Raw genomic sequence first — 14,585 nt, forward strand, 5'->3', positions numbered from 1 at the left:
TGACCTGAATTGGCTATCATGTTTGTGAGGGCTCAGGTGATTAGCCGGAGTGCCGGTCGCAGTATCATCTCTGCAGCTGCCTATCGTCATCGCACCAAGATGATGGACGAACAGATCGGCAAGGAATTCCGCCACTATGGCGATGCTGCGGAACTGGCGCATGAAGAACTTGCTTTGCCCTCCGAAACACCCGCATGGCTGAAGGCGGCCATAGATGGGCGGACGGTCGCTGATGCCAGTAAAGTGCTTTGGAACGCGGTCGATCGTTTCGAGACGCGCTGCGATGCGCAGCTTGCCCGCGAGATCATTCTCGCGCTTCCGGTGGAATTAAACCGCAAGGAGAACATCGAACTTGTGCGCGACTTCGTGCGGGAAAACCTCACGTCGCGGGGAATGGTCGCCGATTGGGTTTATCACGACAAGGACGGCAATCCGCATGCTCATATTATGGCAACGCTGCGCCCTTTGGCCGAGGAGGGGTTCGGGCCGAAGAAAGTCGCGATCGTCGGTGAAGACGGCCAACCGGTACGCGTCAAAACGCCCGACCGACCTGAGGGGAAAATCGTTTATCGGCTGTGGGCAGGCGACAAGGAAGCGATGAAGGAGTGGAAGGTTGCCTGGGCGGAAACGGCAAGCCGCCATCTGGCGCTTGCCGGTCATGACTTCCGCCTTGATGGTCGTTCCTACGATGAACAAGGACTTCGCGGACTGGAGCAACGGCATTTCGGTCCGGATCGTGCTGCGCTTGTTCGTAAAGGCATCGAATCCTATTCTTCACCGACTGCATTGGCCAAGCGCTATGAGATTGCCGACCGGCTCACGGATGATCCGACCTTGTTGCTCAAGCAACTCGCCATCGAGCGATCGACCTTTAACGAGAGGGATATCGCCCGCGCGCTGCATCGTTATATCGACGATCCGATCGTCTTTGCCAATATACGCGCCAGACTGATGGCATCGGACGATCTGGTGATGCTGCAGCCGCAACGGCTAAACAGTGAAACCTGCAAAGTCGAGTGTCCGGCGGTGTTCACGACGCGCGCTCTGGTCCGAACCGAATATGAAATGGCACGCTTGGCAATTAAGTTGTCGAAGATGAAAGGCTTCGGTGTCTCTAAGTCCCGCGTCGACGCTGCGGTTACATCAATTGAATCTGAAATGTCTGCCGGTGGTGTTCGGCTCGCAACAGAGCAAATCGATGCCGTCCGGCATGTTACCGCCGGTGGCGCAATTGCCGCGGTCGTCGGTGTGGCCGGCGCCGGTAAATCGACATTGTTGAGTGCCGCCCGTACTGTTTGGGAAAATGAGGGGCGGCGTGTCGTCGGTGCGGCACTGGCCGGAAAGGCTGCTGAGGGATTGGAGGAAAGTTCCGGTATTCTCGCACGCACCATCGCCTCCTGGGAACGTGCCTGGGAGCGAGGTAACGATCTTCTCGGGAAGGGGGATGTGCTGGTCGTAGACGAGGCCGGAATGGTGTCGTCACAACAAATGGGGCGTTTGTTGAAGCGTATCGAGGTCGCGGGCGCAAAGGCTGTGCTCATTGGTGATCCGATGCAGCTTCAGCCGATTCAGGCCGGTGCGGCTTTCCGAGCGATTGTCGAGCGCATCAACTCTGCGGAGCTTGCCGGTGTCCGGCGGCAGAAAGAGGAATGGGCGCGTACTGCCTCCAAGCAATTTGCCCGCGGCGATGTGAAAGCGGCGCTCGCCGCTTATGGCGAACGCGGGCATATCGTTAGCGCCGAGACCCGTCAGGCTGCCATCGAGCGCATCGTCGCAGACTGGACAGCTGCACATCGCGAATTGGTAGCGAAAGCCAAGGCGGAAGGTCGCAAACTTCGTGGCGACGAACTGACTGTACTTGCGCATACCAATGACGACGTGAAGGTGTTGAACCGGTCTATTCGCGATGTGCTTTCGACGGATGGATTGTTGTCGGATGGCAGGCCGTTCTTAACCGAGCGCGGTATGCGGGAGTTCGCGGTTGGTGACCGGATCATCTTTCTCGAAAACGCCCGGTTCGTCGCGCCGCATGCCAAGAACCTTACTGTTCAGCACGTGAAGAACGGCATGCTCGGGACGGTTTGCTCGACGGCAGCCGGAAGCGGGACGGCGCTGCTCACTGTCCGGCTCGACAATGGACGCGATATCGTTTTTGCCGAGGATACCTATCGCAATGTCGATCATGGCTACGCCGCGACCATCCACAAAAGTCAGGGTTCGACCTTTAATCGCGCCTTTGTACTGGCGACCGGCATGATGGACCAGCATCTGACGTATGTCGCGATGACCCGACACCGCGATCGCGCTGATCTTTATGTCGCTGCGGAGGATTTCCAGCGGAGACGTGAACGCGACAGAGCGCCGCGTGCAGACTACACCGATGGGGTTGGCGGCGAGCTTGTCGAAACAGGCTTTGCGAAGTTTCGACCGCACGATGATGTAGATCCAAGTCCCTATGCCGATCTTCGCATTGAAGATGGAATGACGCATCGTCTGTGGGGCGTCAGTCTGCCGAAGGCGCTAGAGGATGGCGGGGTGCAGGTCGGTGACACCGTAATGCTTCGAAAGGATGGGACAGAGAAGGTCACGGTCAAGGTTCCAGTAAACGATGAAGACACTGGCAAAAGACGCTTCGAAGAGCGTGTTGTCGAGCGCAACATCTGGAGAGCGGGTTTGATCGAAAAGGCAGCGGACCGACAACACCGGATTGCCAAGGAAAACCGCTTGCCGGACCTGTTTCCGCAGCTTGTTAAACGGCTCTCGCGTTCGGGCGGAAAAACGACGACGCTCGATTACGTGACGGAGGATGCATACCGATCTCTGGCAGACGACTTCGCGCGGCGTCGCGGAATTGAGGTAGTATCTGGTTGGAGTCTTGTTGAGAAGGCGGATCGTACGCTGAGCTGGGTTTCCGAACAGCGTGGTCGGGTGGCCCGGCTATGGCAACGTGCCAACGCGGCGCTTGATGTTGTGGTTGAGCATTCCGAACGCATTGAGGCAAACAGCAGTACAGCCAAGCGGCAGGCTCCTAAGATCAGTGCGGATGGCGATCCGGAATTACTCCCGGCAACGATTTCGTTCTCGCGGACACTCGAGGAGGATGCACGTCTTGCCCATCTCTCATCAGCTGACTGGGCGGAGCGGGAAGCGATCGTCATGCCTTTGCTCAGGCGGATTTACCGAGATCCGGCGGCCGTGCTTGCGCGATTGAACGAGCATTCCTCTAATACCGCCAAGGATCCCCAACTAATCGCAGACCGGCTTATTCGGTCGCCTCAAGCACTCGGGAACCTGCGTGGCGGCGCCAACCTTGTCGATGCTCAAGCGGCCAGGAAGGAGAGGGCGGCTGCCTTGGCAGCTGTGCCAGAGCTCGCGCTTTTGGCGCGAGCTCTGGCGACGGAGTTTCGTCGACAAGAAGGGCGCTTCCAAGACCGTGAGCGAATGCGCAGATTGCATATGAGCTTCGTTGTTCCGGCACTTTCCAAAAATGCAAGAGCGCGGCTTTTGGAGATCGAAGCGGCTTGGGAGAAAGGGGGAGATGAGGCTTATCGATCCGCTTTCCGGATCGCCACGGAGGATCGCTCGGTAGTCCAGGAGGTCAAGGCCATCGACGATGCCCTGACCCGTCGGTTTGGATGGCTTGCGTTTTCTGACAAGGCAAATGGCTTCGCTAAGCGCGATACGGCGATGCGTTTTCCGGAAAGCATGGTGGAGGAAAGGCAGGCCGAACTGACTGTGCTGTTTTCGGTCGTTAGACGTTTTGCGGCGGAGCAGCGCATGATAGAAAAACATGAGCCCGCTCAACTCATCGCGCCGGCAGCATTTGCTCCGCAGTATGCGGTCGCGTGCTTACCAATGTTGCCAGCTGTAACCGAATTCAAGATCCGTGTGGAGGATGAGGCGCGGCTCAGGGCGGTGGAGGCCCAGCATTACAGGCAGGAGAGAGCGGCACTCGGGCGAGATGCAGTTCGGATCTGGCGCGATCCGGCCACCGCGGTTGCGACGATCGAAAGCCTTGTAACAATGAAGATCGACCCCGAACGCATTGTGCATGCCATTGTCGCTGATCCCGCCGCCTATGGCGCCTTGCGTGGCTCGGACAGGGTGTTGGACAGGCTCCTGGCAGCAGGACGAGAGCGTCGGGAAGCGATGCAGTATGTCAATATCGCTGCCGCCTCCATTCGCGACATGGGGCGCTCCTACGCCGCCGCCTACGAGGCGGAGTTTTTGGCGGTCAGGACTGAACGAAACCGCATGAGTGTCGCTATACCAGGGTTGACCAAAGAAGCTGAGAGTGCGCTCCGTCGTTTGACGGACCAGACGGCGAAGAATGCGAAGCATCTCGCGGGGAAGGTTCGGGCGCTTAATCCGGAGATCCGTGCGGAGTTCACGACTGTCTGCGAGGCGCTCGATGCACGTTTCGGACCGGGAGCACTCGCCCGCGGCGACAGACATGCGATTAAAATGGTGCCGAAGTCGCAATGGGCGGCATTTGAGGCGATGCGCCATCGTATGCGCGGGCTTCTGCGCGCCACCGGCGCATACGAAGCTGAGGAGGCAAGGGTCGGGAGCCAGCGCCGCGCGATCAATCAGGCACGACGCCCCCCGCTAGTAGATTGATGCCGAATTCGGATCTATAGGATAGAAGCGCATCTTCCGATTAAGCGACGGTCTTCGTAGGTTGCCCGCAGGCGTGCGCCCTTGCCAGATCGGGCCGACGGGAGCCGGAGAACGGCACATGACTATGATCCGGCGTATCAACGCCGGGGCCACTTCTAGTGTATCAAATCACGCAGGATCTTGCGGCATTGACAGAAGCTCTCTTCCCAAGCTGGCACCGTGCCCGACGACGATGCACAACGTTCCAGCCATCCGAGCTCTGAACAAGGTCGGGCGTGTTGCCGCGAAGCTCTTTAAAGCCGAACGCGCACAATCCCCTCGCGGAAAAATTCTGCGCTGCAGCCAACTCGGTGCTGATGATCGCTAGCGCCGCGCCGCGCGGCTGCTCGCCGGCTCCAGCCCCTTGCCGCGATAGGCGACGGGGATGCCCAGTGTCTCGTGGGTCGTTGCCAGCGTTTCGAGCCAAGTTGCCAGTTCAGTGGGCACCTTCTCATCGCCCGTCTCCATCGCCTCGATCCACGCCAGATTGCAATGGAGCGCGCTCGCGAGATTGATCGGCGTCCAGCGAAGGGCAAGTAGGCATTGGGTAAATCGCGCGGGGGTCATTTCAGTGCTCAAGTTTGCGAGTGCGTCGGTTCGATGAGGCTATACACGCAGAAATAAGTCAAGGTGATGACTTGTCGCGGCACGATGATGTGATCGCGTTCTGGTCCACAGCAATCGTCGACACTAGAAGAAATTGCTGTGATCGTTAAGAGGGATGTCCAACTTGCGTTCGTCGACGCTGGCCGCTAATCCCGATGTTGATGGCAGGTAAAAGCGACTCGCGAGGGCGAGTGGACCAGGACAGCCAAGACCGGGGCATTGACCGTTGACCGCGACCATTTACCAGTCTGCCATCAACATTGCCGCAAAGGTCGGCGTCTATCTTTCGCTCGCGATGTTCATTCCCGCGCTAGTCGATCTCTATTTCGGCCATCGGGACTGGAAGGTTTTCGCTGTTTCGGCGTGTCTGATGGGTAGCCTTTCGCTGGTCACAGTGGCGGCTACGCAGGGCGGACCACCAGCATTCAACCGGAAAATGGGCTTTCTGCTCGTCAACCTGTTGTGGCTGGTTGTCTCGTTTGTCGGTGCCATTCCATTCTGGCTATCCTCGGTCAATCTCGATTTTGCCGAAGCGCTGTTTGAGTCTGTCTCAGGCATCACCACCACCGGCTCAACTGTCATTGCCGGTCTGGACAATGCGCCACCCGGTATTCTTGTTTGGCGTTCGCTGCTCCATTGGCTCGGCGGCATCGGCATCGTCGCGCTCGGGCTGTTCGTCATGCCGTATCTGCGCGTCGGCGGACTGTCGTTCTTCAAGATGGAATCGTCCGATACCACCGAGAAGCCGTTTGCGCGCATCGTCACCTTCACGCGTGCCTTTATCCTGATCTATATCGTCCTGACGGTCACCTGCGCGATCATCTACGGCTATCTCGGAATGAATCGCTTCGATGCGATCAATAACGCGATGTCGACGATTGCGACCGGGGGCTTTTCGACCCATGACGCGTCGCTCGGCTATTTTAACAGCCTGCCGATCCTGTGGGTGGCTACCTTCTTCATGACGGTCAGCAGCCTACCGTTTTCCGTGCTGATCATCTTTATCGTGCGCGGCCGGCTGGACACGCTGAAGGATCCGCAGATCATCGTGTTCCTGTCTTACCTCACCGTGCTCGCGATCGCAGCCAGCTTGTTTCAGCGGTTGGAAAACGGCGTCGATTTTCACGAGGCGCTGGCGCATTCGTTCTTCACGGTGTCGTCGATCCTGTCAACGACAGGCTTTGCCAGCGATGACTACATGCTATGGGGCGACTTCATCGTCGCACTCGCCTTTGCGGCGACCTTCATGGGCGGGTGTTCGGGCTCGACCGCTGGCGGCATGAAAGCCTATCGCTTCATCATCATCTTCAATTCCATTCGGGCAGGGCTCTTTAGGCTCATCTACCCGAACGCGATCCACACGGTGCGCTACGGCAAGGCACTGGTCGATATCGACGTGCAGCGGACCGTCTTTTTGTTCTTCACGGCCTATATGATGATCTGGGCCTTCGGCAGCATGGCCATGGGCGCCTTTGGCTATGACCTTTTGACGTCGGCGTCGGCGATCGCCACGGCGCTTTCAAATGTCGGTGCCGGGCTCGGCCCGATCATCGGGCCGGCTGGAAACTTCTCTACCTTGTCCGATCCGGCGCTTTATCTGCTGTCGGTCATGATGCTGCTCGGGCGTCTGGAAATCCTGACCGTTCTGGTCATCCTGACGCCGCTGTTCTGGAAGGATTAAGGCACGAGCGTTTCCGGTTTAACCGGAATTTCACAAACGGCTGTATCTCTTTGTTTTTTTGACAGGAAACCGCTACGCACTTGCCCTGGAAATGCTCCAGGAGCCCAAGCGAGTTGGGCTCCTATACGGTTCAGACCGGCTCCGCTTCGCGCCGGGTCGCTGAGTTGTCGACGTAGTATTTTTCGAAGCGGTGGCGATAGTGTTCGGCGGCGCCGAAGTCGCTGTATTTCGCCAATTCCCGCATATCCGTCTTGTTGAGGATGACGCCGAGGATCTTCGAGTTGATCTGCGGTTCGGCGTGGAGCAGGTCGCGCACAAGCCGCGACGGTGTGCGGCCCCATTCGGCCACGAAGAGGAAACCGTCGGCAAGCGGCGAAAACGCCTTGCCATCAACGACAGGGGCGAGGGCTGCGAGGTCGACGATCACATAGTCGAAGGACTTGCGCGCGTTCGCGATCAATTCCTCCATGGCCGGCGAGGCGAGCAGCTCGTGGCTGTCATGCGGGTAGTGGTTGGTGGCTTCGCCACCGACCGGGAATATCGCAAGCTTCGTCTTGTGGTCGATCTTGATTCCGGCCGGCCAGGATGTCTCGCCGGTTAGCGCCTCGACAAGTCCGGTCTTGGGCGCCGGCGTAATCATCTTGCTGAGGCCGGGCCTGCGTATATCCGCATCGATCAGCAGCGTCCGCTTGCCGCTGGCGGCGAGAAGGGCGGCAAAATTGGCAGCGACGATTGATTTCCCTTCATCGGGAACCGCCGACACGATACCGACCACACGGCAGGCATTTCCATGCAGCATCTGGTCACAGGCGAGCTTGGCGTTGCGGAACGTCTCGGTAAAGGAGGAGCGCGGCGCGTCGAGTACGATGCGGCTGACGCGTTCGAAGGGCACCGGCTCCGGTGCTGGTTGGGGCGGTCCCTTGTCCTTCACAAACCGGGCACGCATATGGTCTGTGGCTCTCGTCGGGCGCGGGCCGATCAGCGGGACATAACCGAGCGACCGATGCCCGAGGATCGAACGGACGTCGCCTTCGAGACGGAACGTGCGCTCCCGGAATTCCTGAAACGCCGCAAACGCCCCGCCTGCCATCATGCCGAGCACAGCGGAGAGGGCGAGGATCATCGTCTTCTTCGGGCTTGAGGGCGAAACAGGCACGCCGGCTTCGGAAATCACCCGAGCCTTGGCAATCGGGAAGGAGCGCTGCTGCGCTGCCTGCTCATAGCGGCCGAGATAGGATTCATAAAGCGTCTTCAGAGCTGCGGCCTTTTGCTCGAGTTCGCGCAGATGGACGAGTGATCGGTTTGCGTCGGAGTTCCGGCCGGTGGTTCCCTCGATGTTTTCGCGCAACGAGGCTTCGCGCGACCGCGCGACCTCGTATTCATTGCGATAGCTCGAGGTCAGCTGCTGCAGTTCCTGATAGATCTGGCGGCCGATATCGTTCTTCTCCGCCCGCAGCGATACCGCCTGGGGATGATCGGCGCTAAAGCTTTGGGTCACCTCCTGCTCGCGTTTGCTGACGGTCAGATAGCGGGTCCTGAGGTCGCGGATCACCGAATTGTCGCCGTCCTTCGACGAGATCGTCGCATTGTCGACGGCCTTTTCAGGGCCCTGTTCGACGATCGCCTGAAACTGCTTGTAGCGGGCCGAAGCGGAGGCGGTGTCGGCCTGGGCGATGATCAGCTGGCTGTTGAGATCGGCGAGCTGTTGCTCGGACATCAGTTCTCCCCGCGCCGAGGTCAGCCCGTTGTCGGTGCGGTATTGCTCGACCTCAAGCGAAGCGACCTGGGATCGCTGCCTCAGGTCGGCAAGGCGCTCCTGCAACCACACGGATGCCCGTTCGGTCGCCTCGAAATTGGCGTTCAACTGGTCGGTCAGGTAGGAATCGGCATAGGCGCGTACCACCTGCGCTGCCAGCTGCGGATCGCTCGAACGGTAGGCAAGGGCAACGACCGAGCTTCGCGAGACGCGTTCGACGGCGAGGCCCTGCTGGATAAGCGCGGCTGCCTTCTGTCGCCGGCCGCTGCGTGCGGCCTCTTCCGAAACCGCAGAACCGCCCGTAAACACACCGGTGATCGACTTCATCCAATCCTTGACCACAGCGAAAGCCGAGCGTGGCGGATTGACGATCGTGTCGTTGTCGGCAAGGTTGATCTTGTCGACGACGCGCAGAGCCAATTCGCCTGATTTGAGGATCTCGACGGCGCTGGCAAGTTGGGTGTCGAGCAGCTGGCTGTTTTGTGGCGAAGCCTCTTCTTCCGCGAATTTCGAGAGGTTCTCGTCGAGCAGGATCTGCGTCATCGAGGTATAGTTCGGCGTGGCGAAAAGCAGGTAGACACCGCCGAGAACGACGAACAGGGCAACGAACAGCCCGACTGTCTTGCCGCGACGAACCACCACCGAAAAAAGCCGGTCAAGGTCGATGAAGCCATCGGTTTCCTCGGCTTCGCGGGGCAGTACGCTACTGAACGGTAGACTTCTTTGTTTCATTGGGTCGCTCTGTCCGTTTCCATATAGCTATCGGCCGGCGCCCCCACATCTCGGGGCGCCGGAAACCGGGTTTATGCCGCGCGGATGCGGCCTTCGTGAGACAAAACCATGTCCCTGACGGATTCGTAGACCAGATCGCCGATATCCGAACGAGCAAGAGCAAAGGCGACGTTCGCCTCGATGAACCCATGCTTGGAGCCGCAATCGAAGGTTCTGCCATCATAGGGGTGGGCGTGGAACGCCTGATCCTTGGACAGTTTCAGCATGCCGTCTGTCAGCTGAATTTCGTTGCCGGCGCCGCGCTGCTGTCGAGCGAGAATGCCGAAAATCTCAGGCTGGAGAACGTAGCGACCGTTGAGGTAGAAGTTCGAGGGCGCCTCTCCCGCTTTCGGCTTTTCGACCATTTCGGTGACCGCGAAACCATGCGAAACGGCCGTTCCCTTACCGACGATGCCGTATTTGGAGGCATCCTCCGGCGCGCATTGCTCCACGCCGACGACATTGCCTCCGGTTTGACGATAGAGATCCATCAGGCCAGCCATGCAGCCGCGCGCGCCATAGGAGAGCATATCGGGCAGAAGCAGTGCAAAAGGCTCGTCGCCGATCAGGTCGCGCGCGCACCACACGGCATGTCCGAGGCCGAGCGGCGCCTGTTGCCGGGTGAAGCTGACGGAGCCAGCCTTGGGCAACATGGCCTCGAGCTCGGAAATCTGGGCGTTCTTGCCCGAGCGCGTCAGCGACGAAATCAGCTCGGGCGTATCGTCGAAGTGGTCTTCGATCGCCTGCTTGTTACGGCTGGTGACGAAGACGATATGCTCGATGCCGGCCTCGCGGGCTTCATCGACGGCATATTGCACGACCGGACGATCGACGATCGTCAGCATCTCTTTCGGCACAGCCTTGGTCGCGGGAAGGAAACGCGTGCCGTTGCCGGCTACCGGAATAACTGCTTTTCTGACAGTTCTGATACGGTCCATGGCATTATCCTTTTCTCGTGTGAGGGCTTTTGCCCGAAGTGGATCGTTCAGCCGCCACCGTCGTTGTGGCGGGCTTCAAGCGGGACAACGGCGCAACCAGGCGGCGCAGTCGCACGGCGATCGGCATCCTGAGATGCCGGAGCGCGCGGGGGCTGGAGAGCGCGGTTCTGATGGCGCCGCCCAGCGATCTGGATTTGATGTGTTCAACGAGCGCCAAGAAGGCGTGCGCCTCGTAAAGGCTGCGGCTGCGCTTGCGCTGCATGGCCATCGCGCTTGCGTCGATGGCGTGGGTGCTGAGGAAGTCTGTGTCGGCGGCGATCATCGCATCGATGTGGCGCAGTTCCAGCACGCGCGAGATGGAGCCTTCGCGGATGTGATAACGATAGCCAGCGGAGGGATCGATGATACAGCGCCCGCCTTGGGCAAGGGCCGAGGCCAGCAGGATATAGTCTTCGCCGATGCGGATCTCTTCCTTGAAGCGCAGGCGGATCTCTTCGAGAAACCGGCGCTCGAAGATCGGCTTCATGTAGCCGAAATTATAGGTCGACCTGAAAAGCACGTTGGACTCGATGAAGGCGGCAAGGGTGAGAACCGGTGTATTCTCAAGCGTCGTGTCGTCAAACATCCGGTCGCGCCGGCCATCAAGGTTCAGGACTTCCAGATTGTCGACGGCGATATTAGCGCTTTCGCGGCGCGCCCGTGCGATCATTCGCGCAAGTCTTCCGGGGCGAACCGTGTCGTCGGCATCGAGGATGGCGATCCATTCGCCGCGGGCTGCGTCGAGACCGGCGTTGCGCGCGCCGCCAGGTCCCCGATTGGCCGGAAGTCGGATCAACCGGATACGCGGATCGGCGATAGCCTCGACCACCGCTGCGGTATAGTCAGGTGAAGCATCGTCGACGACGATGACTTCGACCGAGACATCTTCCTGGGCGAGCGCACTGTCGATCGCGCGCGTGATCGTATCAGCCGCCTTGAACGCCGCGATGACGAAGCTGACATCTGGATTGGTTGTCGTCATGGCGCCGCCACTTCCGATGTGCCGTATTGCTCGAGCTCGCGAACGCCGAAAAGGCCGCTGACGACGCCGGCATGCATGACGGCACGCAGGGCATAGCGCGAACGCGCAACCGGCGAGGCGAGCAGGATGAGGATTGCGACAGCGCAAAACCCGGACTTGGCGGTGGCCCGAACGATCTCGACGGCCTTTCCGCTGCCTGCAGAGGCCTGTGCGAGCAGGCGTCCATGAGTCTGGCCCGAGCGAAAGCGTCGTTTTGCCAACCATTGGAAGCTGGCGCGCTTTTCCGGCACGATTTCGTAGACCAGAGCATCCGACGCATAGGCCAGACGGCCGCCGGCCTTGTACATATGGGTGAAGAACTCCGTATCCTCGCCGCCGGTTCGGCCGAGCGCGAGGTTGAAACGCCGGCCGGCAAGTGCCGGCGTTTTTCGATCGAGCAAGACGTTGCAGGTGTAGCCCGTTATGATCTCGCCGCCGACCCAGACGGGTCGCGTCGAGTGGAAGTCACCGCGGCGCATCCAGGACGGCGCCGAAAGGTCATATTCGGCTCGAACCGGGCCGAGAACCGCCTCGGCCCCGGTGGCTGAGGCCGTCTCCAGCAGACGCACCAGCCAGTCGCGAGCAACCGTTTCGTCGTCATCGACGAAGGCGAGGTAGTCGCCCGATGCGTTATCAAGGCAGGCGTTACGGGCGATCGAGATGTTGCTCGCCGGGCAATGCACATAGTCGATCCCGAAGGGAATTTCCGACCTCAATGCGTCGACAAGACCTTCGGCACTTGGCTGTAGATCGTTGTCGGCGACGATGATCCGGATTGCCGTCCCGTCCGGCACGATAATGGCAGCCAGCGAGCGCAGGGTTTCGGCAAGCTCCGGCCGGCGAAACGTGCAGACCGCGATGTCGACCCGAAGGCCGGCGGCCATTTTCTTCGTTGCCTCAATCATGGTGCGACCCGCCTGTTGCGAAGGTCGAGCAACTCACGCCAGAAACCGGCGGACCAGGCGAAATGCATCACCATGGCCGAAACCGCAGCCAGCGGGCCGTAGGGGTTTTTCTGGCCGAGCGCCATCCAGGCTCCGTAGCCGATGCAAGCTGCAGCCCAAAGCACGACCGGCACGACGGCAACCCAGTTGATGACGGCGAGCAGAGCGCCGATTGCGATCGGTGCCACGGCGAGCGGCAACAATTGACGCAGGCTTGGCGCGACGCGATGCTTCAGCACGTTGCGGGCTCGCCCGCGGCCGTAGCTGAAATATTGCCGAAACAGCGGCCCGATCTTTGCCCGGGGGTAATAGACCATGCTCGTTCTGTCGGTCATCCAGATGCGATAGCCGGCCTTGCGGAACCGATAGTCGAACTCGGCATCTTCGTTGTGACTGAAGCTCTCGTCGTAACCGCCGATCGCCTTGAAGGCTGCAATGCGCATCAGCGCATGATGGCCGTGGTCTGCCCAATGGCTTGTGGCCCCGAGCCGGTGTTTGGCGCCGCCATTTCCGAGCTTGGAATTCTGGGCATAGGCCGTCGCCTTCTGAAACGGCGTGAAGCCGACTGTCTCCATGGCAACGACGACGGAGTCGGCGCCGGTTGCGATCACTTCGTCGACAAGCTTCTGGCAATAATCATCAGGATAGGTGCCATGCGCATCGATGCGGATCAGAAAGTCGAAGGATGAGCCATACTCGGCCACCGCAAGATTGATTGCGGCACTCTGGATACGCTTAGGATTATCGAGCGCCAGGACGGACGGATCGTCTTGGGCCAGTCGCGCTACGATTTCGCGGGTGCCATCGGTGCTGCCGCCGTCGGCAATCAGGATGACAGCATTAAGTGGCGCCAGTGACGGACGAAGCTTGTCCACCAGAGCTTCGATATGTTCAGCCTCATTGAGGCAGGGGATGACGATCAGGCTGCGCGTCGACGTCAGATCTGTTGTGTTCATGACAAACCACCTTCGTTTTGACGGGCTTGAGAAAGGGGCGTCGCGGGTTCGGGGGCCGTCGATGCAATCGCCGAAAGGCGCCTCACGAGGTTCTCGCAATCGGTGTGGCGAAAGACCCAGGTGTCGGTGTTGCAGGCGGCAACCCGCCCACAAGCATCGGCGTGGCTGTTGGCATCGACCGCTCCAAGGAGCGAAACGAGGTTGTCCGGCTCGGGTTCATCAAGCAGAAAACCAAGACCGCGGACCGCCAGAAAACGGGCCGTCTCCGTGCCGCGCATGGCGATCGGAACCCGTCCGTGTCGGCAGCCCTCATAGAGCCGGTTCGGAAGCAGCCATTTGGAATTCTGGCCCTCCTCGAAAAAATCGATCGCCCAGGTGAAATCGATCTCGTCGTAGATCGCGCCGAGGTCTTCCGGGCTGCGGTAAGCGCCGTGGAAGGTCATGTGCGGCTCATTGCGAATGAAACCGTCGAAATCGTCGAACTCGGAATAGGCGGGCCGGCCGCGTAGTACGATCTCGAAACGGCCCTCCATGCGGCGCGAGAACGTCGAAAGCAGTTCGAGCGACTTGCGGCAGCGTAGCGCACCGAACCAGCCGATCCGCCAGGGGCCGTCTGGTCGCGCTGTGGGGGCCGCGGAAACCTGCAGGCAATCTCGATCGCCGAGCTCCAGCACCTTGTTCTCCAGCAGCATGACTGGCGTCTCCAACCCGGAGAGTGGGCGGAAATAATGCTCGACGAAGGCGGGAGAACTGGTGATCAAAAGCCGCGCATTGCGTCCGAGATAGGCTTCGCTGGCGCGCATGGCGCGTCCAGCCACGTCCTTGCGCAGAAGCAGGCGGTGAATGTCGAGGCATTCATAGACAATAGGGACATCACCGCCGAACATGGAAACCGCCTTGTTGGCGACGGCGAGCATGTCGAGGTTGCGGGCGATGATCAGGTCGGGCCGGCCGACCGCGCGCAGCTTGGCGGGTAGCGACAGGCAGGCCTTGGTGATCGCTGAGACCCGCTGGGCAAAGCGACCGTCGCGCGTCGTGCCGAGCTCGATCGGATCGATGCCCTCGATCGCGGCCAGTGCGTTCGCGCCCCGGCGAAAGCCGGCCAGCGTCACGCGCGCACCGCCTGCCTTCAACATCAGGATTCGACGGCGAACCGCGGGGTCAGCCAGATCCTGCGCGAAATAAAGTATCTGCAGCATGAAAACATCCGTTTT

Annotated in this window: 9 protein-coding genes; 2 read left to right on the forward strand and 7 right to left on the reverse strand. The window is 60.1% G+C overall.

All coding sequences use genetic code 11. The features are described from left to right. The first annotated feature begins 9 nt into the window (after positions 1–9). Complete coding sequence (gene traA, locus ASD52_RS10775; RefSeq protein WP_057224256.1) at positions 10–4,620, forward strand: Ti-type conjugative transfer relaxase TraA; 4,611 nt, start codon at positions 10–12, stop codon at positions 4,618–4,620. Between the two features lie 363 nt (positions 4,621–4,983). Here traA and ASD52_RS10780 read toward each other — a convergent pair whose 3' ends face one another. Further along, positions 4,984–5,226, reverse strand: coding sequence for a hypothetical protein (locus ASD52_RS10780; RefSeq protein WP_057206350.1), 243 nt, complete (start codon positions 5,224–5,226; stop codon positions 4,984–4,986). A 265-nt stretch (positions 5,227–5,491) separates the two neighbouring features. Between ASD52_RS10780 and ASD52_RS10785 the strand changes: the two genes are divergently transcribed. Further along, the gene (locus ASD52_RS10785; protein ID WP_057224258.1) at positions 5,492–6,946 is read left to right on the forward strand and encodes a TrkH family potassium uptake protein; all 1,455 of its coding nucleotides are present in this window, start codon (positions 5,492–5,494) and stop codon (positions 6,944–6,946) included. Between the two features lie 130 nt (positions 6,947–7,076). Here the strand turns inward: ASD52_RS10785 and ASD52_RS10790 are convergent, their stop codons facing one another. From ASD52_RS10790 to ASD52_RS10815, 6 genes are all read right to left on the reverse strand, one after another. Further along, positions 7,077–9,434, reverse strand: coding sequence for a Wzz/FepE/Etk N-terminal domain-containing protein (locus tag ASD52_RS10790; RefSeq protein ID WP_057224260.1), 2,358 nt, complete (start codon positions 9,432–9,434; stop codon positions 7,077–7,079). A gap of 71 nt (positions 9,435–9,505) precedes the next feature. Continuing rightward, positions 9,506–10,411, reverse strand: a complete 906-nt coding sequence (locus tag ASD52_RS10795; RefSeq protein ID WP_057224262.1) for a UTP--glucose-1-phosphate uridylyltransferase — start codon at positions 10,409–10,411, stop codon at positions 9,506–9,508. 4 nt (positions 10,412–10,415) lie between these two features. Then, complete coding sequence (locus ASD52_RS10800) at positions 10,416–11,432, reverse strand: glycosyltransferase family 2 protein (RefSeq protein ID WP_057224264.1); 1,017 nt, start codon at positions 11,430–11,432, stop codon at positions 10,416–10,418. Beyond that, positions 11,429–12,355, reverse strand: a complete 927-nt coding sequence (locus ASD52_RS10805; RefSeq protein ID WP_057224329.1) for a glycosyltransferase family 2 protein — start codon at positions 12,353–12,355, stop codon at positions 11,429–11,431. Before ASD52_RS10805 ends, ASD52_RS10800 begins: the two co-directional genes overlap by 4 nt. A gap of 17 nt (positions 12,356–12,372) precedes the next feature. After that, on the reverse strand, positions 12,373–13,371 hold the full coding sequence (locus tag ASD52_RS10810) for a glycosyltransferase family 2 protein (protein ID WP_057224267.1): 999 nt from the start codon (positions 13,369–13,371) through the stop codon (positions 12,373–12,375). Then, complete coding sequence (locus ASD52_RS10815) at positions 13,368–14,570, reverse strand: hypothetical protein (RefSeq protein ID WP_057224331.1); 1,203 nt, start codon at positions 14,568–14,570, stop codon at positions 13,368–13,370. Before ASD52_RS10815 ends, ASD52_RS10810 begins: the two co-directional genes overlap by 4 nt. Positions 14,571–14,585: the final 15 nt, after the last annotated feature.

This window comes from Ensifer sp. Root142, from assembly GCF_001426785.1.
Taxonomy (GTDB): domain Bacteria; phylum Pseudomonadota; class Alphaproteobacteria; order Rhizobiales; family Rhizobiaceae; genus Ensifer; species Ensifer canadensis.